Origin of the sequence: Alkalispirochaeta americana (assembly GCF_900156105.1) — a bacterium.
Lineage (GTDB): Bacteria > Spirochaetota > Spirochaetia > DSM-27196 > Alkalispirochaetaceae > Alkalispirochaeta > Alkalispirochaeta americana.
The window spans coordinates 180,437-205,295 of sequence record NZ_FTMS01000003.1 but is presented as its reverse complement, the minus strand read 5'-3'; the positions used below and the strand labels follow the sequence as shown (position 1 = coordinate 205,295).

The 24,859-nt window shown below is 56.4% G+C and carries 20 protein-coding genes and 1 tRNA gene; 9 read left to right on the top strand and 12 right to left on the bottom strand.

Features of this window, described 5'->3' with window-relative positions:
* Window positions 1-21: 21 nt before the first annotated feature.
* On the bottom strand, window positions 22-891 hold the full coding sequence (locus BW950_RS03720; RefSeq protein ID WP_076487940.1) for a flagellar hook-basal body protein: 870 nt from the start codon (window positions 889-891) through the stop codon (window positions 22-24).
* A 168-nt stretch (window positions 892-1,059) separates the two neighbouring features.
* On the opposite strand from BW950_RS03720, the gene BW950_RS03715 reads away from it, so the two are divergent.
* From BW950_RS03715 to BW950_RS03695, 5 genes are all read left to right on the top strand, one after another.
* Window positions 1,060-1,131, top strand: a tRNA-Thr gene (locus BW950_RS03715).
* Between the two features lie 81 nt (window positions 1,132-1,212).
* A complete protein-coding gene (locus BW950_RS03710) occupies window positions 1,213-2,010 on the top strand; it encodes a class I SAM-dependent methyltransferase (RefSeq protein WP_076487939.1) in 798 nt (265 codons plus the stop codon).
* 62 nt (window positions 2,011-2,072) lie between these two features.
* Complete coding sequence (locus BW950_RS03705) at window positions 2,073-3,104, top strand: ROK family transcriptional regulator (protein WP_076487938.1); 1,032 nt, start codon at window positions 2,073-2,075, stop codon at window positions 3,102-3,104.
* 13 nt (window positions 3,105-3,117) lie between these two features.
* Window positions 3,118-4,290, top strand: coding sequence for an MFS transporter (locus BW950_RS03700; protein WP_076487937.1), 1,173 nt, complete (start codon window positions 3,118-3,120; stop codon window positions 4,288-4,290).
* An 86-nt stretch (window positions 4,291-4,376) separates the two neighbouring features.
* The gene (locus BW950_RS03695; protein ID WP_076487936.1) at window positions 4,377-5,339 is read left to right on the top strand and encodes an L-lactate dehydrogenase; all 963 of its coding nucleotides are present in this window, start codon (window positions 4,377-4,379) and stop codon (window positions 5,337-5,339) included.
* Here BW950_RS03695 and BW950_RS03690 read toward each other — a convergent pair.
* From BW950_RS03690 to BW950_RS03680, 3 genes are read right to left on the bottom strand one after another with little or no spacing between them, the layout of a single operon-like run.
* Complete coding sequence (locus BW950_RS03690; protein ID WP_076487973.1) at window positions 5,336-6,310, bottom strand: mechanosensitive ion channel family protein; 975 nt, start codon at window positions 6,308-6,310, stop codon at window positions 5,336-5,338. The two genes, BW950_RS03695 and BW950_RS03690, sit on opposite strands and share 4 nt — an antisense overlap.
* 40 nt (window positions 6,311-6,350) lie before the next feature.
* Window positions 6,351-7,055, bottom strand: coding sequence for a response regulator transcription factor (locus BW950_RS03685; RefSeq protein WP_076487935.1), 705 nt, complete (start codon window positions 7,053-7,055; stop codon window positions 6,351-6,353).
* On the bottom strand, window positions 7,052-7,714 hold the full coding sequence (locus tag BW950_RS03680) for a hypothetical protein (protein ID WP_143559112.1): 663 nt from the start codon (window positions 7,712-7,714) through the stop codon (window positions 7,052-7,054). Before BW950_RS03680 ends, BW950_RS03685 begins: the two co-directional genes overlap by 4 nt.
* A gap of 161 nt (window positions 7,715-7,875) precedes the next feature.
* Here BW950_RS03680 and BW950_RS03675 point away from each other — a divergent pair, with 161 nt between their 5' ends.
* From BW950_RS03675 to BW950_RS03660, 4 genes are all read left to right on the top strand, one after another.
* Window positions 7,876-9,654 (top strand): sensor histidine kinase, encoded by a 1,779-nt coding sequence (locus BW950_RS03675; protein WP_076487933.1) that lies wholly within the window; start codon window positions 7,876-7,878, stop codon window positions 9,652-9,654.
* Window positions 9,651-10,028, top strand: coding sequence for a response regulator (locus BW950_RS03670; protein WP_076487932.1), 378 nt, complete (start codon window positions 9,651-9,653; stop codon window positions 10,026-10,028). The genes BW950_RS03675 and BW950_RS03670 overlap by 4 nt, the downstream gene beginning before the upstream one ends.
* A 131-nt stretch (window positions 10,029-10,159) precedes the next feature.
* Window positions 10,160-12,214, top strand: a complete 2,055-nt coding sequence (locus BW950_RS03665) for a hypothetical protein (protein WP_076487931.1) — start codon at window positions 10,160-10,162, stop codon at window positions 12,212-12,214.
* A gap of 86 nt (window positions 12,215-12,300) precedes the next feature.
* Complete coding sequence (locus BW950_RS03660; RefSeq protein WP_076487930.1) at window positions 12,301-14,274, top strand: GNAT family N-acetyltransferase; 1,974 nt, start codon at window positions 12,301-12,303, stop codon at window positions 14,272-14,274.
* Between the two features lie 20 nt (window positions 14,275-14,294).
* Here the strand turns inward: BW950_RS03660 and BW950_RS03655 are convergent, their stop codons facing one another.
* The 8 genes from BW950_RS03655 to BW950_RS03620 form a co-directional block, all read right to left on the bottom strand.
* The gene (locus BW950_RS03655; RefSeq protein WP_076487929.1) at window positions 14,295-17,549 is read right to left on the bottom strand and encodes an AAA family ATPase; all 3,255 of its coding nucleotides are present in this window, start codon (window positions 17,547-17,549) and stop codon (window positions 14,295-14,297) included.
* A gap of 13 nt (window positions 17,550-17,562) precedes the next feature.
* Window positions 17,563-18,834, bottom strand: a complete 1,272-nt coding sequence (locus BW950_RS03650) for an exonuclease SbcCD subunit D C-terminal domain-containing protein (protein ID WP_076487928.1) — start codon at window positions 18,832-18,834, stop codon at window positions 17,563-17,565.
* 83 nt (window positions 18,835-18,917) lie between these two features.
* Window positions 18,918-20,198 (bottom strand): TRAP transporter large permease, encoded by a 1,281-nt coding sequence (locus tag BW950_RS03645; RefSeq protein ID WP_076487927.1) that lies wholly within the window; start codon window positions 20,196-20,198, stop codon window positions 18,918-18,920.
* 36 nt (window positions 20,199-20,234) lie between these two features.
* Window positions 20,235-20,750: a TRAP transporter small permease gene (locus BW950_RS03640; protein WP_076487926.1), complete on the bottom strand. Its 516-nt coding sequence runs from the start codon at window positions 20,748-20,750 to the stop codon at window positions 20,235-20,237.
* Between the two features lie 78 nt (window positions 20,751-20,828).
* Entirely contained in the window at window positions 20,829-21,851 is a 1,023-nt protein-coding gene (locus BW950_RS03635; RefSeq protein ID WP_076487925.1) for a C4-dicarboxylate TRAP transporter substrate-binding protein, read from the bottom strand.
* Window positions 21,852-22,094: 243 nt separating this feature from the next.
* Window positions 22,095-23,144, bottom strand: a complete 1,050-nt coding sequence (locus BW950_RS03630; RefSeq protein ID WP_076487924.1) for an ATP-binding cassette domain-containing protein — start codon at window positions 23,142-23,144, stop codon at window positions 22,095-22,097.
* 3 nt (window positions 23,145-23,147) lie between these two features.
* Entirely contained in the window at window positions 23,148-23,831 is a 684-nt protein-coding gene (locus tag BW950_RS03625) for a GTP-binding protein (protein ID WP_076487923.1), read from the bottom strand.
* Window positions 23,828-24,790: an ABC transporter substrate-binding protein gene (locus BW950_RS03620; RefSeq protein ID WP_076487922.1), complete on the bottom strand. Its 963-nt coding sequence runs from the start codon at window positions 24,788-24,790 to the stop codon at window positions 23,828-23,830. The genes BW950_RS03625 and BW950_RS03620 overlap by 4 nt, the downstream gene beginning before the upstream one ends.
* Window positions 24,791-24,859 lie beyond the last annotated feature (69 nt).

The window sequence follows — 24,859 nt, the reverse complement described above, 5'->3', positions numbered from 1 at the left end:
GTATCTACGGACAGGAACGCACTATTGTGCACGGAGCACCTCCGATATGAGGCGGCCCGTGCTCTGATCGTGGCTCTGCACTACTTTCTGATTAGCCTCGTAGGCGCGGTTCACCTCGATCATGTTCGTCATTTCCACGACCACATTAATATTGGCCTTTTCCAGAAAGCCCTGCAGAACCTGGGGCCGGCGATCGCCCAGCAGATCCTCGGCATCACCGCTTTCCCGGGTGGTCCGCCAGAGGTTTGTTCCCTGCTTTTGCAGGTACCGCGCCTCTTCTACCCCCACAAGGCGCAACTGGCCCACCTGAAGGGTCTCGTCCCACTGGTTTTCCCGCATCTGAACCAGTCTGTCGGGATCGTCCAGATACCGCTCGTTGGCAAATATTTTCCCTGCCTCGTCTACAACAAAGTTGTTGAGCTTTACCTCCAGGGGGTTTCCATCGTCACCCAGAACAGGATAGCCCTGCTGGGTCACCAGGATTCCCTCGGGACCCAGGGAAAAACTGCCGTTTCGCGTGAGCCGGTCGCCCTGGGGAGTTCGAACAACAAAAAACCCATCCCCTTCCAGGGCAAGATCGAAGGCGTTTTCCGTGGGATGCACCGCCCCCTGCTCAAAAATGGTAAAGACCTCGTTCTGTTCTACTCCCGTTCCGAGTTTCCCCACCACGGCAGCCTTGTCCACAGATCCCACGGGCTCTCCCCGATACGGGAACTGGATGACACCATCGTCGTTCATGCGGCGGAGCAGGAGCTCCGGAAAAGCCTTCTGGACCGAGACATCCCGCTTGTAGCCAACCGTATCGGCGTTGGCCAGATTATTCGAGAGCGCATCCAGACGATGCTGCTGCGCTATCATTCCGCTTGCTGCGGTAAAAACTCCACGAACCATATCAAGAGTATCGGACGGGTCGTGGCCGTGATTAAGCCTTATTGCGCGGCAGAATAAACCGCGCCCCGGAGGAAACACGGAAGAGAGAATGCGGAAGGGGCTTCCCTTTTTCCTCAATCTCCACTATAGTCGCTCCGTCCGCAACCGCGAGGTTCGGCCTGACTGTTCGCCAAGATAGCTCAGGGGTAGAGCAGCTCACTCGTAATGAGCAGGCCGTGGGTTCGAATCCCACTCTTGGCTTTTCCCTTTCTGGCCGCCACAAAAACACTTTACCGATACCCCTTGGTTCACTTCGTCTGCAGGGAATGATACAATCCTGCAATGCATCTCTACCAGGCAATAGCTGTGGAGTATTCAAGTCTCTTCCCCTCCTCCCCGGAGAAAATCCGCTGTATCGAAAGCCGTCTTACCGCGACCAGAGCGCAGACAATCCTCGACATCGGCTGCGCCAGCGGTGAGTTCACCCGCCGACTGGAATCCCCCCACCGCACCATCACCGGTCTTGATCTGGACGATGCGATGATTAGCGAGGCGCGGCTCCAGGCAGGAGCATCGCAGAACGTCACGTTTGTCCAAGGAGAGATGAAAACCTACCTGAAACAGAGTGGACCCGCTACATGGGATGCCCTGCTGTGCCTGGGTAACACGATCGCCTACCTGACCGATGCAGACGAACTTCTAGAGTTCTTGACCCAGGCGCTTCGAGTCCTGCGGCCCGGAGGATACCTGGCAATACAGATTCTGAATTATTCCAACCCCGAAATCAGACCGGGCTTTATCTTCCCTCTGGTGGAGAGCGCACGGCTGCGCTTTAGCCGCCGGTACATTTCTCCCGGAGAGATACCCTCTGATGAAAACTCTCCCTATCCAGGTTTTCCGGCACGCCCCCCCTCCTCCACTCCAGGAGGAGGTTACGGCTTCGAGACCCGCGTGATCGACAAGAAGACAGGGGAATCCCTCCAGGACTGCCATCGTCATTCACCCTTTCCCAGCACCACCCTGGCTACGATTGCCCGCAAAGCGGGCTTCTGCAAAACAGAAATCCACGGAGATTACCAGGGGCGGTCCGCCGGAACGGAAGACTTTTTCCACATGCTTCATCTATGGAAAAAGCTCTAGGGAACAGCAAAAAAATTGATACCCCTCTTGCAACTTATTAAATAACATTTTAAAAGTGTTTTATGAACACCGAGAGGCCCCACGGCGCCAGCACCTTGATTGTAAAAGATCTGAATGCCCAATCGGTCCTGAGATGCCTTAAGGAGGCTCAAACCGCAACGGTACGGCAACTTGCCGGAGCAAGCGGACTAAGCGTGGTTACCGTCAAGGCGATAATGACCAGCCTGGTAGACCAGGGCAAGGCCTTCATCGGCGGGAAAGCACCTTCCGGCGGGGGCCGACCTTCGCAACGCTACATTTTTAACGAGAAACACAGCCTGGGGTTGGTAATTTTCACCAGAGAGGTGGACGGGAAAGATACGGTCTTCCTCAGGGTTGTCGATCTGTACGGACAAACCCTGGATTCCGAGAGCATCGAGATACCATCCCTCGGACCGGATGAACTGGAAACTCTCATCGGTGAAAAAATCCTGCAGTTCAACCGCCTCCAGGCAATATCCCTCGGACTCCCCGGCATTGAGTACAAGGGCACTATCGTCTCCGTTGATTACAAGGCCTTGATCGGGATACCCCTGGCTGACAGGCTGCGATCACGCTTCGGCATGCCCGTTCTGGTAGAAAACGATGTGAATGCCGCTGTCCTTGGAAGGGATTGCGAGGCCTACATTTATTTTCCCCGAAAATATCCTCCCGGGGCTGGTTTGCTGATACAGGGAACGCTCCTCAAGGGGTGCCACCATTTTGCCGGGGAGATCGGGTGGCTTCCTCTGGGGATATCCTGGGGACCGGAAACGGCCGATTCTTTCGAAGACTGCTGTAGTGCTGCCGCAAAGGTGGTGGCAAGTTTGACAGCCGTGGTTGACCCTGCGTCGGTTGTCCTCTACGGCGAGCACTTGGGTAAAGAGCACCTCCAGAGGATAGGTGAACTATGCCGAAATCTTCTTCCAGCCCAGGCGCTTCCGACGCTTCATTGCTCCGAAGACTTCACCGCTGATTTTGAACAGGGTTTAAAGAAAATCCTTTTGAATCTGCTGGACGAGAATCTTCTGGAAAAACCACTCCGGGAAGAACAGATTCCGAAAAAAAAGATATAGATAAGGATACGCTATGGCAACGATTCTCCTGGTATTGATTTATATCGCCTTTATCAGTCTCGGGCTGCCCGATGCCTTGCTTGGTGCGGCCTGGCCGGTGATGCAGTCGGAACTGGCAGTCCCCTATGGATTTGCCGGTCTGGCACAGATGCTTATCTCGGGGGGAACCATCGTCTCCAGCTTTCTCTCAGGCGCAGCAATCCAGCGCTTTGGAACAGGGAAACTCACTGCCGGGAGCGTCGCCATGACGGCCATGGCCTTGCTGGGGTACGCAGCAGCCCCCTCGTTCCTGTGGATATTGCTTTGCGCCGTGCCCCTCGGCATTGGAGCGGGTGCCGTCGACGCAGCGCTCAATGCCTATGTGGCAAATCACTACGAATCGAGGCACATGAGCTGGCTTCACAGTTTCTGGGGCATTGGCGCCCTGGGAGGACCGATCATCCTCTCAATCTTTCTTGCAGACGACCAGTCATGGCGAGGGGGCTATCTGACCGTGGGCTCGCTCCAGATTCTGCTTGTACTTGTTCTGTGCGCCGCCCTTCCCCTATGGGGGAAGGTTCATGCCATCAAAGTCGATGATGGCCCGGATCATCACTCCATTTCTCTGGCTACCGCCCTGAGAATTAAAGGCGTTCCCTCGGCCCTGGTGGTGTTTTTCTTCTATTGCGGAATCGAGGCCACCCTGGGCCTTTGGGGAAGCTCCTTTCTTTTCAAGGTCAAAGGATTTGATCCAGCCGCAGCCGCGACAGGGGTCTCTCTTTTCTATACCAGCATCACGGCAGGCCGATTTCTCACGGGATTCCTCACCTTTCGCTTGAAGAACAACACCATGATCGGCGGTGGAGCAGTGATAGCCCTCACCGGAATTATCCTGATGGCGTTACCCCTTCCCCTTCCGACCGCTCTCATCGGGTTGTTTTTGACAGGCTTTGGATGCGCACCCATTTTCCCCTGCATGCTCCACGAGACGCCCCTTCGGTTTGGACAGGAATATGCCCAGTCGATTATGGGGTTCCAGATGGCTCTGGCCTACATAGGTTCAACGTTCTTGCCCCCGTTATTTGGGTATGTCGCCACTTTTACGGGGATGATGGTGCTTCCTTTTTTTCTGCTGGCCTACATCCTGGCGCTCCTGGCAAACTTTGCCCGATTGAGGGCCTGCCCACGTGACGTTCCATCGTCTTGACCCGCCCCCCATGCCCAAATGAACCTCAAAAGGTGACGGGCCGGGGCGTGGCGCAGTAGATTTACGGGAGAGAGCAAGGAGAAGGCATGATCAAGAACAAGATTGCAATAATCGGAGCTGGCTCCGTAGGGGCGACCATCACCTACAACCTGTCGAACCGGGGGTTGGCTAACGAAATGGTGCTGGTTGATATTGACCAAGCCAGGGCTGAGGCCGAGGTGCTGGATATTACCCAAGGAATGTCCCTGGGTAGTACCGCGCGTCTCTACGCAGGAAGCTACCAGGACTGTGGCGATGCCGAAATAGCCATTATTACAGCAGGAGCAAAACAGAGGCCCGACGAATCACGGGTTCAGTTAATGGACAGGAATGTGGATCTCATGCGCTCCATGACGGGATCCCTCATGGAATCCGGTTTTGAAGGAGTGCTTCTGGTGGTAACCAACCCCGTGGATGTCCTGACCTACGTGGCCTACCGCGAGAGCGGCCTCCCTCGGGAACAGGTGATCGGGTCGGGGACGGTGATCGATTCAGCGAGGCTCCGCACGTTCTTGGGACGGCACTGTAACATAAACCCCCAGAACATACACGGCTACGTAATCGGCGAACACGGCGACACTTCTTTTCCAGCCTGGTCAAATGTCACTTTTGGAGGTATGCAGGTTGGAGATTTCTGCCCTGACTGCCCCCGAGGGTGCAGCCAGGAGGACCTGCGTAGTGAGGCGACCAGATATGTACGCCAGGCAGCACAGCAGATTATCAAGGCCAAAGGATCCACCTACTACGCCGTGGCCCAGGCCGTGGCCATCATCACCCAGGCGGTGCTTCGCGATGAGCGCCGGATTCTCCCGGTCACGGCTGTGGTCTCGGGCTTTGAAACCTTCCGGGAAGCTGCTTTCAGCTACCCCCACTTCATAGGCAACAAGGGGATCGTTCTCGACGCAGGTAAGCGCGGCCGCCTCCAATACGATCTTGCCCGGGACGAGAGGGAACTCTTGAGAGAATCAATCAGATACATCATTGAAAACACCGAACGGGCGGGCTACTAACGCCCTCCGCGGCCCCTTCCATCGGCCTCCTCGCGGGAAGACAACTCCGAGGACGACTCCGGGAACGGCCCCGGCAGCTGAGAAGGCTGCCCTTCACCCAGAAAAACAGTTCGGTGCGGGAAGGGAATCTCGATTCCTTCACGGTCAAAGGCATATTTCAGACGTCTTCTGTACTCACGGCCCACAGCCCACTGGCGAATGGGCCGTGTTTTGATTCGCGCCTTGATTACCACAGCGCTCTCAGCGAAGGCGTCCACCCCCATGACTTCCATATCCTCAAGGATGTCCGGCCCCAGGACCTCATCCTTCCTGAGGTCGGCCGCGACACGCCGCATCACCGACACCACATGGTCGGTATCTTCCTTGTAGGCTACGCCAATGTCGAAAACCTGGGCTGACCAATCCTTGGTCATATTGGAAATGGTGTTGATCTTGCCGTTCTGAAAAACGTGAACCGTTCCGGTGTTATCTCGCAGGACTACCGTGCGCAATCCCACGTGCTCCACCAGCCCCCCCGTCCCGTTAATCAGGGCCACATCGCCAAGGCGAATCTGGTTCTCCATCAGAATAAAGAACCCGGCAATGAAGTCTCGCACCAGTTCCTGTGCCCCGAAACCGACAGCCAGCCCCAGAATTCCTGCTCCAGCCATCAGGGGGGCCACATCGATTCCCAGGCGCCGCAAAATCATCATGGACACCACCAGCCAGAGCAGGAGGCGTATTCCTGTGGAAAGAATGGTGGTCAGGGTTTTCAGACGCTTTTCCACCTCACCTTCGTCCAGGACCCGGCCCTGGTTAATGCTGGCGGCCATGAACCGGGAGGTGTATTTCACAGCCTTTTCCAAAAAGCGCGACACCACCAAAGCCATAAGAAGAATGAAGAGAATCCCGGGGAGCACCCCCAGGGCCCAGGAAAACAGGTTTCGTCCCGCCTCGTGCCAGAAATCACTGGTCAACCACAGCTGTATCATGAGCATCTCCCCTTCGAAGGGCATAAGGCAACTTCCGGGATCATCCCTGGGGATGAAAAGAGAAGCCCAACCCTCTCACTGTTTTCAGATATTTAGGATGGGAAGGATTATCCTCTATGATCGTCCGTAACTGATGGATATGCACGTAGAGGGAGTTTTCGTTTAGATCTTCCCGAGAATCCCAAACCCGTTCATGTATTGCTTCCTTTGTGAGCACCACATCAGGATTCTGGGCCATGAAAAGCAGAATGTCAAAAAGTTTTCTGCGCATCCGCAGCGGCTTCCCGTCCCGGTAGGCGCAAACCTCCTTGATATCAAGAAAAAAAGGTCCTGCCCGCAGTTGTTGATGAATCAGATCCCGGCAACCCTGCCGCGAACTTCTCCGCAACAAGCGCCGAATCCTCCAAATGAGTTCCGCCGCCTGGAAGGGCTTGGTGATATAATCATCACACCCGATTTCAAAGCCCCCCACCTTTGTATTGATGTCCTGAAGGGAAGAGACGATGATAACAGGGAGAGTTTCGTCCTGTCGGCGAATTGTCTTGAGGATATCCATGCCATCGCCATCACCCAGCTTCAGATCGAGCAAAACCAGGTCGTAACAGTCGTGGCGCAACTTGCTGAAGGCAACAGAACAGTCCGGTGCCTGCTCCACGGCAAAACCGTCCTCTTCCAGCGTCCGGGCGATAAAGGTTCTTACAGGATCGTTGTCCTCGATAACCAGGATGTGAGCGGCCTCTGTCACAAAGGCGCTCCTGACCCTGCCGAAACGGGAAAGCAGATGCGGCACAGCCCCTGCGCCTGATGATCAGCTCCCTCCACGACCAGGCGGCACCCAAGGAACTCAAGCAACCGCCTTGCCACCAGAAAGGAAAGACGCTCTTTTTCCGGAAAGTCCCTCGGGGAATCAAGATCAGGCCAGAACGCTTTCCCGGGCGCACCGATGGTGACAGCCGGGGGGGTCGATACGGCAGAAACCGGGAGCACCCCGCCTGGAGAAATACCGTTCATCGCCACCAGAACCAACCGCTCCAGAGCATCCAGGGAAAGATCAAGATTGGTGAACAGCCATGCCTCGGGCTCAAACGAGAAGGAGAGGGATACCTGCAAGGCCTCCACTTCGGGCTGGAGCCGCAACTGGAGCAACTCGAAAAATTCTTCGGCAAGGATATTTTCACCGGGAGGGGCCTTAAGACCGGATACCCCGGGTTCTCCCGCCTGGAGCTGTTGAAAATAAAGCGTATCCGAAACAATCCGGGAGAGCCCCTGGACCGCCCGCAGGAGAGCCCGGTTACCCGACAGGGAATGGGCCTCGGCCGATATCTCAGCCAGGGAGTTTTTGAGAGAATGGGCAACAAACCGTGTGAGAAGGGTCTGATCGTCTGGCACATTCTCCTTCATCATGAAATCATTTTCCCCCAAGCTATTCAGTTCGTGTCACCTCATGTGACAGTTCAACATACAGATCAGTGGGAATAATACCGCAAAGATCTTAAAAAGACCTTAAATTATCTTTAACAATGATTGAAAATTCCGTCAGGAACGTACTACCATGGGTGGCAAGAGTGACCGAGCGAGCAATGAAACATCAGCGGACGGAATCGCGCACCACCCGGCGGGTGCGGCTCCTGGTACTTACAGGCGGTCTTATCGCCTTTGTATTCTTTGGAGCTACAATCATCTATTCCTACCTCGGCACCCTTCAGGAGCAACGGAACCGCATCCTGGATCACGATTTTCCGCGCCTGGTGCGCTCCACCTATGACCGCGTGGAGACCTTTTTTGATCCTCTCAGCCGATCCCTGGATCTTCTCGTCTTCCAGGAGGAATGGCAGGATATCCTGGACGACGCCTGGGAAAATCCCCCGGTGTTCAAGGAAAAAGCAGACCAGTGGTCGGCCATCCTGGGTGTAACCGATATCGCCCTGGTTGATATTTCCCGGGAAGTGGTCTACGCCTACTGGTCCGGTGAGCCGATCCAGCTTGATCCTTCTCTTGAACGGGATGCGTGGTTCTACCAGGTCTGGAAAACACCCGAACCACCTGAACGAAACATTGCCTTCTATTATGATGAGACCGTTGGAGGACGAGCCTTTTTTTATGATATCCTCCTTCGCGATGCCCGGAGTGCACCCTTGGGAATCCTTGGCGCCCTGGTGGAGCTGGAGGAACTTGCCCAACGGGTGCAACGCGATCTCTCGGCAGGCGAGTTTGTCTATCTGGTCGACGACGATGAGCAAATCCTTCTGGAGATCAGCTCCACCACCCTTCGGGAGTTCCTCCCTGTATATACTACCACGGGAATTGAGCCACGGAAGGACCAGCCCATGGCCCAGGAATCAATGATCATCCCCGAGGGCTACATTGAAGCATCACGAGAGCTGGAAGAACCCATAATAACTTCTGACGGAAACTACGCCGTGGGGGTCTTCGCACTTCCCCCTCTGGATATCACTGCCCGCGTTTTTCTGAACACCCGGGACCGCGTGGAATACGTGCGAACCCTGGCGTTTCGCCAGATGACAGCCCTTCTGATCACCTTCTCCGTGGTCATCGGAGGCTACTTGCTACTCATCGCGGCCTATGCAAACCACAGCTCAAATCAGCTCTTTCTTATCCAGCGCAGCCGCGCCCAGCTCGACGAGCTGATCTCTGTTCTCACCCACAGCCTTGGAAATGATCTTCAGTCCCTGAGGTGTTCCCTTGCCGGCCACCCAAGTCACCACCAGGAGCAACTTGACCCCATCCTGCTGGATATGGAACAGGTGCTCCAGAACGCGATCTATTCGGCCCAGCTGGACGAGGGAAACTCTGGCATCTTTCCTCAGCCACTGGATCTGGGAGCACTGCGGGACCGCCTTCTTCTGAGCTGCCGGGCGGCACTTCAAGGAAAAGCACAAACACTGAAAATCCCCCAGGAAGCCCCTCCCGACAGCCCTTCACCGGTTACAACCGATGAGGATCTGGTCTTTCACGTTTTACTTAACCTTCTGAGCAACGCAATAAAGTATAGCCCTGTCGAGACAGAAATCACCTTGGCCGACCGTATCACCGATGAAAACGTCGAGTTCATCGTTGCCGATCAGGGTCCTGGATTCAACGAGCAGGACCGGAGTCGCCTGTTCCGGAAGTACTCCCGTCTCAGCGCCCGACCCACCCGGGGAGAACGGTCCACAGGGGTGGGGCTCTTCGTCTCGGCTCGCCTGACCGATCGCCTCGGGGGAGAATTGCTCCTGCTGGACGAGCTTCCCTCCTGGGTTCCTCCCTGTCCCGGGCCTGTTGGTGCCGTCTGGCTCTTTCGTGTATCCCGAAAGGGTCAGCACCTTGCAGGAGTGAATCAGTGAAACAGGGCCTGGCGCTTGTTGTGGAGGACGAGCCCGTTATCCGAGAGCAGCTCGTTCAAATCCTCGCGGAGATGAATCTGAAGCCCTTCCAGGCCGAATCCCTGGAAGCTGCCCGATGCAGACTGGAAGAGCACCGTTTTGATATCGCCGTGGTCGACCTGGGGCTCCGCGATGGATCGGGCCTCACGCTCCTGGAAGAGTTTCCTGCTCGTGCGCCGGACACACTGATCCTGGTTGTTTCTTCGACCATGGATTTCTCTGTGCGAACCCGCTGTTATTCTTTGGGCGCCCGGGATTTTATCGCCAAGCCCTTCCGTCCCCAGGAGCTCAAACGACGCTTGCAGCGCCTCTTTTCCCACACCCCCCGATCTTGAGCATTTCAGGCCCGGGCCTGGATGCGGGCCTGGAGAAATACCTATCCCGCAGCACCCCGGCACAGTGCATTTTTTTCGAATTTTAAGAAGCATTTAAGAAACACCTGATAGCCTCAACGATAAGAGAGGCTATGAAGAACATGAAAAAAAATGACCTATTCCGATGGGCACTTTTGGGGGTGCTGGTTCTTTTTGTTGGATGTGCTACGGCAGGACGGGGAACGCTCAATGAAGCCCGTCGGGCCTGGAACGAAGGCCAGCACGCCGAAGCGCTGTATCACGCGACAGAGGCTCTTCGGGAAAACCCCGACCTTACCGCAGCCAAGGCGTTCCTGCGCGACAACACCGACGACGCCCTGGAACGGGCCCAGAACCTGTTCATTGCCACCGAGAACACCACCGTTCCAGCCGAGCTGGAGGAACGGTACGATACCTATTACTACCTGGTAAAGTTCTACGACAACCTGGGCAAGATGAGGATGCCCCTCGTGGCAGACAAGCGCCTCTTCGGGCTTATCAAGGGATGGACCTGGTCCACACCGATCCTTGACTTCACCAAGGAACTGGAAGAGTCCCGGATGGCCGCCCGCGAAGGCTTTCTCGCAGCCGGCGAAGAGCATATCGAAGCAGGGAAAATCTCAGCCGCTCACCAGTTGCTTCTGCAGGTTATTACCAAGTTCGCCCAAGAGGGTTCCAAGGAGCAGGAAGAGGACCGGGCACGAATCATTGAAGCCTTTGTAGCCCGGGGAGCCCACTTTCACGGCTCCCAGAACCCGGAGGAACTCCTCCAGGCTATCGAATCCTATGAGGTTGCCCTGCGTTTTGATTCAGGCGAGCAGCGAGCAAGCGAGGGACGGGAGCGAAAACGACTTGCTCTTTCCGATGTCTATCTCGCGATGGGCCTGGCCGAGGAAAACCGCAACACCCTGCAAGGCTGGGAAGCCGCGATAGGCTATTTCAAGAAATCCCTTGAGTACAACAGTGGAAATCAGGCTGCCCAGGAGGGGGTTCCCCGAGTTACCGAGCTGATAGCCGATCACCATTACCAGCAGGGAGTGCGCCTCAGCAACCGTCTGAACGACCGAAATCAGGTGGAACAGGGGATCGCCGCCTTCGATCAGGCTCTGGAATGGATACCCGGTTTTCGCGACGCCCCCCTGCGACGACAGCGGCTGGTAGTGGCTCGGGAGATTATAGACCTTTCCCAGGAGCTCGCTCCGGTGCGGAATGATTTTTCCAAGGTTGAGGCGCAAGTAACGAGCCTCTCGCGATCGGTGAATCGAGCTCACCAGGGGATCACTGATCTGAATAACATTGTGGGACGGGTAAATCAGCTGGAAGGACAACTCCGAACGGTAATCAGTGTCACCGATGCCCTTTCAGTTGTCCCCGTTGTGGGCCCGGTCTTTCGGGTTACCTCAACATCGCTGGGAGCCGTCCACGATCCGGTGCGATCGGTAGACCGGAAAGCAGGCCTTATGAAAACCCCGGCCCTGGAGCCTGCCCTGCGGGAGATCACCTCCGTGAAGGAGCAGACCGACGGGATAAACGCCTCCATGGGCGAGATCAAACGGGAGCTCGACGCAGCCCACGCCATCGTCCAGGGATTAAACAACTGCGCCCAGTCAATCACCGAACTCTCTCCCCTGCAGCAGCTTGAACGCGACCTGGCAACACTCCGGGAATCCCTTTCGGGTCTCCAGACAGGCATCGGCCAGCTCGAAGCGATGCAACAAGAGGTAAACACGACGCTGCTCCGCCTTGGAGAGGCTGTTCCCCTTATCGGCCGGGTAAATACCGGTGTAGAACGGGTCATGCAGCCCCTGGACAGGATCAGCTCAGTTACCAATGAGATCCAGAGCGCCCTCGACAGGCGAGTCTCTGTTCTGGGACGGTCCTTCACGGTTCAGGAAGCTATCGATTCCAGCACGGGAGTGGTCAAGCGCGCCGCCGAGGCAATTCTGAACCCGCTCATGGAGCGTCTGAACATCCAGATTCCCTCTATTCCCGGAATCGATGAGCTTGATCGCCTGCTCGACAGCGTTGAAGGGTACCTTGCCGATATCCGCAAGGCTGGAAACTCCGTACAGCAGGCTGAACGGCAAATCTCACCTGTGGCGGGGCAATTTCAGAAAAGCACCCAGAGCATATCGCAGGTAGTGGTTTCTCAGGGGTGCTCCCTCTAAATCATCTACCCTGATCCTGGACAGGTTTTTTCCAAAACCGGAGAGGCTCCCTTCACGGGGAGCCTCTTTTCTGTATACTACACACCATGTCTTCAAAAGCCAGAAACGCAATCCGTCACCTTACGCCGGAACTGGAACGATCCATCGGGCAGAATCCCCTTTTGAGCATCGATACCTTCCTTATTCCCAGCCCCTACATCCGCGACTCAGGAATCGCCAAAGACTACGAGCACAGCTATGTCTGGGTTCAGGAGGGAGAAATCCTGGGATACATCATGGTCTATTCCGATCCGTCGCAGGAATGCTTTCTTATATACAAGCTGGTTACAAGCCCCTTCGTCCGAGGCGCCGGGATAGGCACTGCCCTGGGAGGGCACCTGGTGGCGTCGATCCCCCGGGAGGCTTCGGTCTACCTCTACGTCTGGGAAAAGCAAACGGACTCGCTGGAGTTTTTCCTGAACAAGGGATTTCACCTGGGCGAGTCCTTGGTATATCGAAACCTCATTTTCCATCACCTCTGGGCGCAGGCCTCGGAGATCCTCTTCAAGCAGAAAGAGGAGGACGAAACGGGGCCGGACAAGCGCGAGGAAATCGGCCGCACCCGCCATGATGCCCGGAAAACGATACGCTTTCTTTCGCATATGGTGGATATCCTCTCTCTGGATAACTGCGGGCGGATCATTGAGGACATAAACCGGGAGACCACCACTCTGGTGAATACCCTGAACTCCTTCCGGGATTCCATGAGCAGGGTCCACGAGGTGAATATCACCGAGTTGATTCTGGAACGAATCGTCCCCTATGTGGGAGGGTCATCGATTCCCTGCGAACTGCGCCTGAAACTGCAAAAAACAAACCAGGTAGTACTGGGGAACTACGTCGACGTGAGTCGGGCCTTCATAAATATTGTCGCCAATTCCCTGGAATCGATCGCCGCATCGAACCGGGAAACGGGGATCATGGAGATCAAAATAGGCGAAGACCAGGGAACTCCCTATGTGCGGTTCAGGGACAACGGGGTCGGTATGGACGCAGCGCGCCTGGAGCGAGGCCCCGACGGAATACCTCTCTTTGTGGGGAAGTCCACAAAAGCCCGAAACGAGGGTGAGGGACTGGGGACGGTCCAGATTTTCAGCACCTTTGGTCCGGAAAACATCACTGTCGACGCCCGACCAAACAGGGGGTGTACCTGGAAAATATCCTTCGGGGAACCTCTGCTTCGAAGCGATCCCTGGTATGCCCGTCTGGAACGGCGCTTCCTCGAGGCATCTCACTTGCAGCAAAGCCGCCCCCTCACAGCCTCGTCATCACGGCAGGAGATCATCGCCTACATCTGGCAAACCAGGAAGATAGAAATCTTCCTCTTCGATGTAATCCTCCATTTCAGCGCCCACCAGAATATTCGCACCATCTTCCGATCGATCTTCGGCTACCTTGTGGGCGAGACTCCGGAATCGCAGTTAAAGAAGTATATCGGCAGCCTCCGGGTGGACCGGCCGGTGATGAAGGATTGGCTCCTGGAAATCTCGCAGCGCGTGCGCTCGCGCTGGATCCTTATTGGTGCAGCAGGCGAAGGAACACCTCTGAGCGATGCCATGCTCAAAAGCTACGGTCAGGCCGTTGATAATGTTATCATCTTCACCCTGAATCCCCGGACGGGGGCGTTCTACGCCACAGACCGCAAGCTGGCGGAGCATCTTGATTTTGCGCCCTACCTGGGGGCAGAGCGGGAAGGCCTCCTGCGGGGAGAGTTCATCGGCGATGTGAACAGCACAGAGAGACCTATCTTCCTTGGGGTCTGGAGCGTCGATTCCCAGGAAGACCTGTTGAGAAAGCTCCTCCTTCTTCAGGAGGGAGCACGGTCTCTCATCAGGATCGGCATCGACCAGAAAAAGCCTCTGGCCTTCTATCAGACCACCTGGATTCGTCATAGCCGTGATATCGATAGCGATGCTGTCACCACCTTTGGTGCCTTTGCAGACCTCCCCCGGCAGGAGCTTCTGCAGTTCTCCCGCGAAGCCGACGACGAAATACAGGGATTTATCCTGGGGAGAGAATAGGCTGGCGGCGGCGCCAGCCATCACGGAGATGTGGTGCCGCTACAGCCTGGCCCGAGGATACGGCTACGCCCCCCCGTTCGGGGCTCTACCCTTATTTGCGTGCTGATCCGTTCCTTCAAGGCCGAGACGTGAGAGATTATACCGATCAGTTTTCCCTCCTGGTGCAGACTCCCCAGGGTGTCCAGGGCAGTATCCAGAGCCTCTTCGTCGAGCGTGCCAAACCCCTCATCAAGAAAGAGTGAATCCACCCGGACCTTCTGACTTGCCATTCGGGAGAGCCCTAAGGCCAAAGCCAGGCTGACGATAAAACTCTCGCCCCCCGAGAGATTTCGGGTGGACCGAATCTCTCCCGCCTGATAGCTGTCCACCACCCAGAGTTCCAGGGGGTGTCCTTCGCGCCGGGTCAGAACATAGCGATCGCTCATTTTCTGAAGCTGTCGGTTCGCCTGGCCGATCATCATCTCGAAGGTGAGCCCCTGGGCAAAGTTTCGATACTTCTTGCCATCGGCGGAGCCAATCAACTCGTGAAGATCGGCCCAGCGCCGGGATTCGGTTCTCTGGGCGTCAAGGGCCTTTTGCCGTTCCTTCTGCCGCTCCCTGGCAGCTCGTTGCTCATTCAGGCGGTAGGAAATATTCACCAGAGTCTCCTGGAGATCCTTCAAGGAGGCGGTGCAGTCACGACAGCGTTGCTCCAGCACGTCCAGAGGCTCCTCCGTGATATTTCGGGCAGACTCCAAAGCGAGCCGCTGCTCCCGATCTTTTTGGCGGGCTCTCAGTTCCAGAGCCAGCTCATCGAGGTTCCGAGCCTTTTCGGCCAGGAAGTCTCGCTCGTCGGGACTCAGCCGGGCAGCATGAAACTCATCCTCCCGGGAAAACCCCTGGTTCCCCAGGGCCTGGAGAAATTCCCTGGTACGCCCCTCCAGTTCCGGCGCTCGCCGGGACAGTCGTTCCCGAAGTGAGTCAATCCGGGTGCCCAGAATCTGCACGTTTCGACGCGCTTCGTCGTGGCCCTCCCGGGCCGCCCTTTCGGCCTTTTCGGCCTGGTCCCGGGCAGTCTCAAGGCGCCGCTCTTCCTCATCGGGATCTATGGAACCGTACTTCGCGACCCGTTCATCCCGGGCCCTGGCAAGATCTTCCTCCAACGACCGCTGGTGCTCCTGCTCTTCTCCCAGAGTCTTACGCTGCGTGGCCAGAACGGCGTCGCGGGCTGCCAGGTCGCTCCTCAGATCACTCAATCGCCGTTCCTGTTCTTCCTGCTTCAGAATCTGGCTCTGCCAGGCGTCACGCCGCTTCCGAAGTGAGGACAGGAGGGGCGCGAGATCATCCCGGGGGACTTCGGTGATCCCCAGGGGAGCCAGCGATTCCAGCAGGGAAGACACACCTTCCTGCTCGTCTCTGCCAAGCCTCTCAAGCTCCCGGTTCAACCCGGCCCAGCCCTCCTGAGCCATTTCCTCGTCGTGAAGAGCCCGGGCAACCTTCTGCTCCCGCCTTGCCAGATCTTCACGCAGACCGGTTTCAGCACCTTCGAGCTCCCGGATCTTCTCTTCCTGCTCTTCTGCCCGGGCAATCAGGGATCTCAGGCTCTCGATGGCTTGCTCTGTCTCGCCCGGCACGGGGACGTTGCCCGCTGCGAAGGGATGATCCCTGGAGCCGCAGAGCGGACAGGGAGTTCCATCTTCCAGGCGGGTTCGATGGCTCTCGAGATCGGCGATGGTCCTGAGAAGAAGGAGCTCGCGCTGGAGCGATTCTTTCTCCGCGCGGTACTCCCGCAGAAACCGTCCCTGGAGGAGCTCGTCAAGGCCGGTCCTGGCTTGTTGCAGCGTCTGGGCGACTTTCGTCAGGTCCTCCTGCCGGGCAGATCGCTCGTTCCGGCTCGTTTCCAGATCTGCCCCGGCCCGCTTCAGAGCAGCCTGATATTTTGCAGACTCTTCCTTCTTCTGGATAATGTCCCGACGCAGCAGACGCAGCCGTTTCATCTGCTCCTCAAGACCGGCGAGCTCCTGGAGCAACGCCTGATCCTGGCGGTTTTCTTCCAGAGAGGTCTGAATCGTGGCCAGATCCGCTTCGACGACGGCGACCCCTTGCCGAAGCCGGACCAACTCCCGTTCCTGGTCTTCCACGACACGGAGATGCTTCTGGCAGGAGAGAGCCTTCTTCCGGACTCCGTCTTCCAGCGTGGAGCACTGATAATCCAGCGATCGGAGTGATCGCAGGCGCGGCGCCGCTGCTTCCTGTTCTTTTCTCACCTCGACCACGCACTGCTCAGCCAGTTCGAGCGCCTCGGCTCTGGCCGCAGCCAGGGATTCAGCCTCGGGAAGAGATGCCTCTCCCTCCGCTAAGGCCTTCTGGTCCTCCTTCTGCTCGCTCCGAAGTGATACAAGCCCTGCAAAGGCTCCTTCCAGGGAAGCTGCCGCCCTGGCCCGGTCCAGCCGGTCACGATCGGGCTGGAATGATTCCCGGTCACGCTGAAGCTGCCCGGTCTCGCGGGAAAGGTCACTGATTTCCTTTTTCAGGCCCTTCACAAGGGTGACCCAGTTCCGGGCTTCTTCGGTTTGGACCAGTTTGGCCTCCAGACGCGCTTGCCGGTCCACACCTTCCTTCTGCTTCAGGAGGAGTTCCTGCTCCTCCTGTGGTTCCAGCAGGACAATTCCGGCAGTTTCGGCCTGAAGCTGTTCCATTTTTATCCGTTCCTCGCGATACCGCTCATGAACATGTCGGGAGATTTGGCTGTACATCTCCGTCCCGGTGATTTGTTCCAGCAGAGGAGCTCGTTCGTCCGGAGGGGCCTGCAGAAACGCGGCAAAGCTCCCCTGGGCCAGCAGCATGGAGCGAGTGAAGCGATCAAAATCCATACCCGTCACCGCCTCGATCTGTCCGGCAACGCCCCGAAGACTGGACTCCAAGACCTCGCCGGAATCGGCCCGGGCGATCTCGTGCTTCGGAGGTTGAAGGTCTCCCTCGGAGCGTTTCCGCGCCCGGCGCTGACTCCAGTGGCAGCGAAAACGTCCAGACTGGGTCTCGAAGGTTGCCTCGGCGAAGCACTCGCCGGTCTGGCGGGACATGATCTCGTTCCCGCTTTTGCTGATCCTGCTCAGACGGGGCGTCTGGCCGTACAGGGCCAGGCAGAGTGCATCGAGAATGGTGCTTTTTCCTGCTCCCGTGGGGCCGGTAATGGCAAAGATCCCGTCCGAAACGAAGTCGGGATGATCAAGATCGATCTGCCACTCCCCCACCAGGGAGTTCAGGTTTTTGAAGCGTATCTGTAGTATTCGCATGAGTCTCCCCTGGTCATTCTGCCTGGAGGTCCGCCTCATAGAGTGAGGTGAGCGCTTCCCCGTAGGTACGCAGGAGTTCCCGATGGCGGTCAGGGGAAATCTCGTGAAGCTTCAGGCAGCGAAGGAATACCTCCTGCACGTCGAGATCACCCAGCTCCTCATCCTGACCGGCTTGTTCCAGCACACGATCGACGACACCGGTATTTTTCACCCTGAGAACCTCCAGGGGTGTCCCCTCCAGCAGACTCTCCAGACGCCCCCGAAGGTCACCCGAGCTATCATGACCCTCGTAGATGACCTCCAGCCACACCGGGCATTTCTCTGCAGCCAGGGCAGGGATCGCTTCTTCCAGAGCCGGCCAGTCTCCCTGAAGACGCCGGAGTTTCTGAAAGACCGGAACGGGAATTAACTCCACCGATGCGGGCGGATAGAGAGTGTCTTTGTCGTCCTTTGCCTCAGGATGATTCCCGGGTCCGGAGAGCACGACCAGACAGAGGCTTTTCTGCTGTTTTGCTTCGCCGAATCCCATGGGCAGGGGGGAGCCACTGTAGCGGCAGGTTTCCAGACCGCCCACCGTCTGGGGGACGTGGAGATGCCCCAGGGCAACATAACTGAAGGAGGGAGGAAATATCCCGGCCGTAACCTGCGCCAGAGTTCCTACATAGAGGTCCCGCACGCCGTCACCCTCCAGGGTGGTTCCTCCTGCGGCAAAAAGATGACCCGTAGCGATGATCGGAACAGGCACTCCCAGGGCGCTCCGCTTTTCCAGAGCTACATCGGCCACAGCAGTGTAGTGATCGCACAACCCTTTCAGCAGCTTTCGCTCCTTGTCCTCCAGACTCTCGCCGGCTTCGGCGGTGCGAAGATCCCGATCGCGAAGATACGGCACGGCGCACACGATGAGTTCCGGCGATCCCTCGGGATCGTCCAGAACGAGAACTTCCTCTTCGGGAGTTTCGGCCCGGCCCACAACATGAACGGAGAGTGTTTTCAGGAGCTCCCGGGGAGCGTTCAGGAAGGAGGGAGAATCGTGATTCCCTGCAACAATCACCACATGACGGCAGGAAGAGGCCGCGACCCGACAGAGGAACTGGTAATACAGCTGTTGCGCCCGATGGCTCGGCGCAGTGGTATCAAAGATATCCCCCGCTACCAGAAGGAGATCGATCCGGTGATCGGCAATGGCCGTTACCAGCCAATCCAGGAATGCTTCAAACTCCTGGTAGCGCTGCCGGCCATAGAGGGCCCGGCCGATATGCCAGTCGGCTGTATGGAGAACTCGCATGATTCTGCGCTCCCTTCAAGCATACCCCGGCGCGGGGTATTCCGGTCAGACCCCGCAGGATCTGACCGGAGCCAATCCTGCATCTACAAAAGGTTTGGCAAGAACATCATCAGCGAGGGCACATAGGTAACCACAATCAGCACCAGAAGAAGTGCGATGATGAAGGGATAAACCTCTTTTATGAAGGAGCCAATGGAAACACCTGTAATCGAACAGGTGGTAAACATCATGGACCCGAAGGGGGGCGTGATGCCGCCGATCATGATATTTACAATGATCACCAGACCGAAATGTACGGGATGCATTCCCATGGCGGTAACCACAGGCACCAGCAAGGGGGCAACAATGATCAGCACCGCCCCACCCTCAAGGAACATTCCCATAAGGAGGAGGAAGATATTTATCGCTACCAGCATGATCCAGGGATTATCGGCAAACTGCATCAGCGACTGAGTCAGCAAAAAGGGGATTCTCTCCCAGCTGAGGTACCGTCCGAAAATCGAAGCTGCCACGATGATCAGGATAACGGCGCTTGTGGCCTGGACGGTGTTTTTCATGATGATCGGGAAGTGGTGCCATTTGAGCTCCTTGTAGAAGAACACTCCCACGACGGTGCAGAAGACCACAGCGATCGCCCCGGCTTCGGTGGGGGTAAAAATACCAAAGCGGATACCAAGAATGATTCCAAAGGGCATGAGCAACGCCCAGATAGACTCCTTGAGTTGCAGGAGAATCTCTTTGGGGGAAGACATCTTCTCTCTCACTGGTTTGTAGCCACGCCGCACGGAAATAATGTGGACCGTGACCATCAACGCCAGGGCCATCAGGATGCCTGGCATATAGCCACCGATAAACATTCGGGCCACCGAGACCTGGGCTATGAGGGCGTAGATAATCAGGTTGATTCCCGGAGGGATCACCGGGGCGATCGAGGAAGAGGCTGCGGTGATCGCCGTGGAAAACTCGGCACTATAACCGCGTTTTTCCATCTCCGGCACCAGGATTTTTGACTGCATCGCCGCATCGGCGTTGGCAGAACCGGAGATGCCGCCCATGAGGGTGCTCAGCACCACGTTTACCTGGGCCAGACCGCCTTTCATATGCCCCGTGAGCACATCAGCCATGCGCATGAGGCTGGCACTGATCCCGGAGTAGTTCATGATTTCGCCAACCATGATGAAGAAGGGCACGGCCAGGAGCGGAAACGACGAGGCCGAGGTGATAAAACTCTGGAGAACAAGATCGGGCGGAGACCCGACATCACCAAAGGTAAAATAGGCCAGAGTGGCGCCGATTAGCGCAAAAGCGATGGGAATACTCGAGAAGTACAGCACCATCACGATAACGATGGGGAAAAGTGCCATAAAATTAAGTCCTTTCTATACAGATGTATCAGAAATCTATTCGGACGCGATTTCCGCTGGCGGCTCTGACGAGAGACCGGCCTGCACAATGAGTTTTATGTCCTGGTACACGAACCCTATGGCGTGGAGCATGATGAGCCCGAAACCGATAGTAATTGCCAGATTCACATAGATCGAGGGAATGTTGAGGACCGGTGTAGTCTTGAGCCGGTTAGACTGGATCATCAGGACACTCAGATAACAGACATATCCGTTGATTAGAACCATCATCAGATCGATAATCACGGCAATAACACGCTGAAAGGACTCCGGAAAGAGACGCGTAATCAGATCAATCCCGATATGCATCCTCCGTTTATAGACGGCGGCTGCGCCGATGAAGACGCTCCAGATAAAGGCCGTGGTGGCGATTTCCTCAACCCAGAAAAGACCGCTTCTGAAGCCATAGCGCAAAATTACGTTGAGAATAACAACTGAAACTGTTACCGAGAGAAAGAGCGCACTCACGATCTCCTCGGCGTGGAATAAAATAGTTGAAAGCTTGTTTTTCATGATTTGTACTCACTGAAAACCGGGGCGCTGCGCCAACGCACAGGCCCCGGTCGAGATTTTTCTCAGGAACGCAAGAGATTAGTTCCTGATCGCGTCGAGCTCAGCAAATACGGCATCGAAGATTCCGGGGGTCATGCCGGCCTGTTCCCGATACATGGGAGCCAGACGGGCACGGAAAGCCTCGCCGTCCACTTCGTGGAACTGCACACCGTTTGCCTCGAGCTCAGCCACAACGTCGGCGTGGTTGGCCATGAGGATCGCGTTCCCCTCGGCGGCGCCTTTGGTGAACTCTTCCTGGATGATCTCCCGGTACTGCTCGGGGATGCTGTTCCAGACATCGATGTTGATGTAGACACCACAGGTTCCCAGGATGTGCCGTGAGAGACCTACGTGGGTCGCACCGGTCTCGAAGACCTTGTTTCCGATGTTGGTGAACTCTGAACCTTCGAGCCCGTCAACGACGCCCTGCTGTACTGCGGAAAGAGTCTCGCCCCAGGGAAGGGGGTTCGCAATAGCACCCATGTTGTTCAGGGTGTTGATGTACAGATCCGTTCCGGGAACCCGAATCTGCAGACCCGACAGGTCTTCAGGGGTCCGCACGGGGCGGCGGGTCATCAGGTTGCGAAAGCCGTAGATGTAATCCAGCGCGAGGATCTTGATACCCTGCTCCTCGGCACGGGCCATCATGTCCTGAACCAGATCGGTCCGCACCAGTTCCACATACTCGTCAAAGCTCTGGTAGAGCATGGGAGCGTAGAGAGCCTTCATGTCCGGTACGTAGTCACCGATGAACGAGGGGTCTTCCACGGAGATGAAGTTGGCTCCGCGCACAACCTGCTCGACACCTTCCTTGTAAGCAGCAAGCTGCGCCTGGGGAAAGGTCTGAATCTCGATAGCTCCGTCGGTCCGCTCGTAGATGCGCTCGGCCACCCAGTCCATGGATTGGGAGAGCTGCTCCACGGGGTTGAAAACGTGGCTGAGCCGAAGCACCAGCTTGTAATCGTCACCATCTTTTGCCTCGGCCTTACCGCCTGCGTAGAGTGCTGTGGTTGCAGCACAAACCATAAGAGCCACCAAACCAAGGGTTTTCATTTTGTTCATTCGTCCTCCTCTTTTCTTATCGAAACGAAGGGAGATGGTATCCTGCGTTTGTCCACGTGTCAAGAAAAATTGTAGCATCCAGCGGTTGTCACTTCACGATTCCGGCAAATATGAAAATAGTGAAAACAAAACGCCTCAAAAAAATACTTTTTAAAAGCAAAAAAGAAATAAACGAATTCAATATGAGAAAACTGGAATAAACGAACCTCCTGAGAAGAGTACATAAATCCGGGCACGCACAGACTATCCTTCGTGAAGAGGTTTCCCCAGAATATCCGGAAGGATACCGGGCGCCCCCTCTCGGATTCGCTCGCCCGCTCTGATCCTGCGCCGTAATTCCTGAATAACGCTATCGATTTGCAGAAGTGATTCCAGCTGGTCCTGTTCGTCACGATCGGCAGCAATGATTTTTTGGACCGCGCCGTTGCGGATCACCAGGCGCTGGGAACACATCAGGGCCAGGAGCGGATCGTGGGTGGCGATCAAGACAATTTTCTCCCGGCTGCACAGAAGATCAAGGGCCTTGCGCTTGTCGATCCCGGCGTTTTCTATCTCGTCGATGAGAACGATAGGCGAGGTGCTCAAGTATGCTGTGTCGGCGATCATCAGGGCCCTGCTCTGCCCTCCTGACAGAGCCGTGACAGCCGTTTCTGCCGTACAGGGCTCTCCCGCCAACTCATTGGCCATGGTGATTATATTCTCGATGATACGGGGCTCGTCGATCATTCTGCTCTCGGCGTGAAGTTTCAGAAACTCTCCCACCGTGGTATCCATGACGAAGTTCATGTTCTGCGAGAGCTGTGCAACGATCCGATGCTCGATGGAAAAACGCAACTCCGGGTCGGGAGGCTCCCCGTTGATAAGGACTCGTCGCCCCGTGGGGGTGTCTTCCTGGGCAAGCCACTCGATATCGGCCAGGAGCCTGCTTTTTCCTGACCCCGTGGGCCCCACGATCCCCGTAATCTCGCCCCGCCTCAGGGTGATAACAAGATCTTCCGGAATTCCGTCCTTGTCGTGACCTCCCAGGAGGGATAGTTCCCGCACATCCTTCTGTCCGGCCCGGGTCATGTCATCGATCTTCTCCAGAAAGTCTCTCAGGTTTCGCAGAAGCTGTCCCTTGGTGAGACCGATGTCGAGAAAGTCATCCTCCCCCATGGCTTCTATCTGATGACCTGGAGATGGAGCTCCGGGGGCCGAATCTATCCCGTACCCCCTGAAAAAATCGATCAGCTGGGGAGCCTCGCTGCAAAGCTCTTCCCAGGAGAGGGATAACAAATAATCACACTGGTTCATGGTTCACACCTTGATCTTTCGGGTATTTCCGACCTGATACTGCTCTCCAATTTGGGTTTCCCCCAGACAGTAGGAGCAGAGCGCCGCTGGCATGGGAAAGCGCAAGCGCCCTCCCTGCAGGCTCGTTTGATCAGGGGCATCGGCTATCAGTCGGGATAGCTCATAGGCCCCCTGACCGGTTATGCCGTTCACAAAGAGAATCCGGGCACCGGCGTTGGCCTGGCGGACCTTGAAGGAGAAGACCTCCCGCTCCGCCTGGGAGACAATGTCCCCTTTGGTTATCACCACAAGATCTGCAAGTTTGAGCATGGGCCCTATCTTCCGTGGCGTGTGGATTCCCATGAGGTTGTCGATGACGCAAAGGGACAGGACATTTTTTATATGGGGAGAACAACGGTTGCAGAGACCGGCGCTCTCGGAAACAAGATAGTCCAGGTTCTCCTGAAGTCCCCAGTTCAGACAATCCTCTATGTTGCTGACAAAATAGTGGTCGGGACAAAGGTTTCCCGACAGCCCAACCTTCACGGGGATTTCCAGCTCCTGGTAGAGTTCCTTATCGTGCGTTGTGAGGCAGTCAAACTTGACCACCCCGGTGCGGTGGCCCTGATCCTGCAAAACCTTGAGAACTTTCAGCATGACCGCCGTTTTCCCCGACGAGGGAGGCCCCGAGACGGTGACAAGCTTCATGACACAAGGTATCCCGAGAAACGCCGCTTCAGCTCTTCCGTCTCATCCTCATACCCCCGGGAAAGGATGTGGTCGTAGTCGGGAAGAACAAAGGAATGGTCCGGAGATATCTCGTCAGCCATGATATACCCCCCCAAGGTGAGCAGCTTCCTGAAGTCTTCACCGTAGAAGAAGGCCAGCGGCTCTTCCCGACACCCCCTCGTTTCCCTTGCGGCCAGAACCTGCAGAGGAGCAAAGAGAGGCCCCTCGGCGAAATCGAGCATAGCCACCCGTTTGTGTCGGGGAATCTGCGTGGCTGCCGCCCCGGGCATAATGCTGAAACGGCTCCGCTCCGGCGAAGAACTATCCATAGCCTTGATGATTCGGGAGAAATGCTTGACCCCCGTTACATTCCGGGCGAACTGCTCCAGCCCGGCCTCTCCCCGGGCCTTGAGTATCCGGTAGAGAAGAGCTGTGTTTGAAACTGTTTCGTCACAGCCGTGCAAACAGATCTCCCCGGCGTAGCACGGATCGGCAAGATCAAGCCACGAGCCGGGGAGAGGACTCTCACTGTCCACGGATTGATCCAGCAGGCAAGACCATCCGCTTGCCGCCAGAAGCCCTATCTTGTGCCGATCCATCTCTCCTTTCAGAGAAACCGGCAGGGATGTGTGGAACCCCTCGGGCACGCAGGGCTCATACAAGCCTGTTTCTACAAAGCGGCTGCGAAAATTGTGGCTGAACGTCCCGTGTCCTGCCGTTGCAACGATCAGCTCCGGCAAATCCTCCCGCGTGCGGGCTCCTTCGAGCAACTCCTCGGCATCATCGCAACTCATACCCTCAAGACTGGGGCAATAGATCGGCAGGGAAGCGCTGCGGTTGTACTCTTCCAGATACTCCTCGAAGATCCGATTGAATCGGGGCCGCAGGGGACAGGGGATAATACATAAAATAGAAATATATCCATCTTTAAAGGCCATCACACACTCCTTGATCTGATTTTTTCTCGCGGGTTTTTCGCGAGTTTTGCTTTGTCTCTTGCTACTCTC